Origin of the sequence: Microcoleus sp. S13_C5, from assembly GCF_036700845.1 — a bacterium.
GTDB lineage: Bacteria > Cyanobacteriota > Cyanobacteriia > Cyanobacteriales > Microcoleaceae > Microcoleus.
Genome location: NZ_JAUBPR010000310.1, coordinates 1 through 1,099, shown reverse-complemented (window position 1 = coordinate 1,099; position 1,099 = coordinate 1). Strand labels below are relative to the sequence as shown.

The window sequence follows — 1,099 nt, the reverse complement described above, 5'->3', positions numbered from 1 at the left end:
AAACCTTTTAAGTGGACATATAAGGGTAAAGTCTTGGCTGTCTAATAGTCTGTGTATTTACGCCGAGGTGTACTAGCATCTTTGATGAAACTGACTTTTATCGACCTCAGCAGCAATCAGATTAGTGACATCAAATCACTAGCATCCTTGACTAACCTGGAAGGGATTAACCTCAGCAGCAATCAAATCGTTGATATCAAACCGCTAGCATCCTTGACTAACTTGGAAGGGCTATCACTTAACAAGAATGAGATCGCCGATGTGAAACCGGTAGAATTCTTGACTAAACTAGAGATTCTCTGGCTCAACAACAATCAAATCGTTGATATCAAACCGCTAGCATCCTTGACTAAGCTGACTTTGCTCTCACTCGAAAACAATGAAATCGGCGACATCAAACCGCTAGCATCTTTCACTAAACTGACTGAACTCTACCTCAGCGGAAATCCGATCGCTCCCAAAACTTGCCCTCTCAAGCCAGAGTCTATCTGTAAGTGGGAACCACAAGCTCAACCATAAAAGTTTACAGTGACGCCCGATCGCACTTAAATATTTCAGTTACGAAGGATAAATTTGCTATTCATCATAAAAACCCGATCGCCCTTATTGACTAAAAGCGATCGCACACCAACATCCTCCTACAAATCAGCAGCGTGCTGCTTCAATTCATCCAAAGAAACGTATTCCAAAGTCAAGGCGTGAGTCGCGGCCAAAACCACAGGCGGCGCACATCCAGCATCCATTGCTTCCTTCCACCGAGAAGCGCACAAACACCAACAATCCCCAGGCTTCAAACCGGGAAAGTTAAATTCGGGAACCGGAGTGCTCAAATCATTTCCATTCGATTTAGTGAATTGCAAAAACTCTTCTGTCAGTTGAGCACAAACAGTGTGAGCCCCAAAGTCGCCACCACCTGTATTGCATTTGCCGTCCCGATAATATCCTGTCATTGGCGAAGTGCAGCAAGTCTCTAACTTTCCGCCCAGCACATTTGTAGCTTCCGTCACTATCGCAACTCCTGAGTAATACCAATTTAATATGAAGCTGCATAGAATAGGGCTTCAAGAATAAAATTGTAAGATGACAACGAACTAATTTG

Annotated in this window: 2 protein-coding genes; one reads left to right on the top strand and one right to left on the bottom strand. The window is 43.7% G+C overall.

Annotated elements, in window-relative coordinates; all coding sequences use genetic code 11:
* Positions 1–51 precede the first annotated feature (51 nt).
* Positions 52–519, top strand: coding sequence for a leucine-rich repeat protein (locus tag QUA04_RS29800; RefSeq protein ID WP_333264444.1), 468 nt, complete (start codon positions 52–54; stop codon positions 517–519).
* A 119-nt stretch (positions 520–638) separates the two neighbouring features.
* Here the strand turns inward: QUA04_RS29800 and QUA04_RS29795 are convergent, their stop codons facing one another.
* Positions 639–1,010 (bottom strand): DUF2237 domain-containing protein, encoded by a 372-nt coding sequence (locus QUA04_RS29795; protein WP_333264449.1) that lies wholly within the window; start codon positions 1,008–1,010, stop codon positions 639–641.
* Positions 1,011–1,099 lie beyond the last annotated feature (89 nt).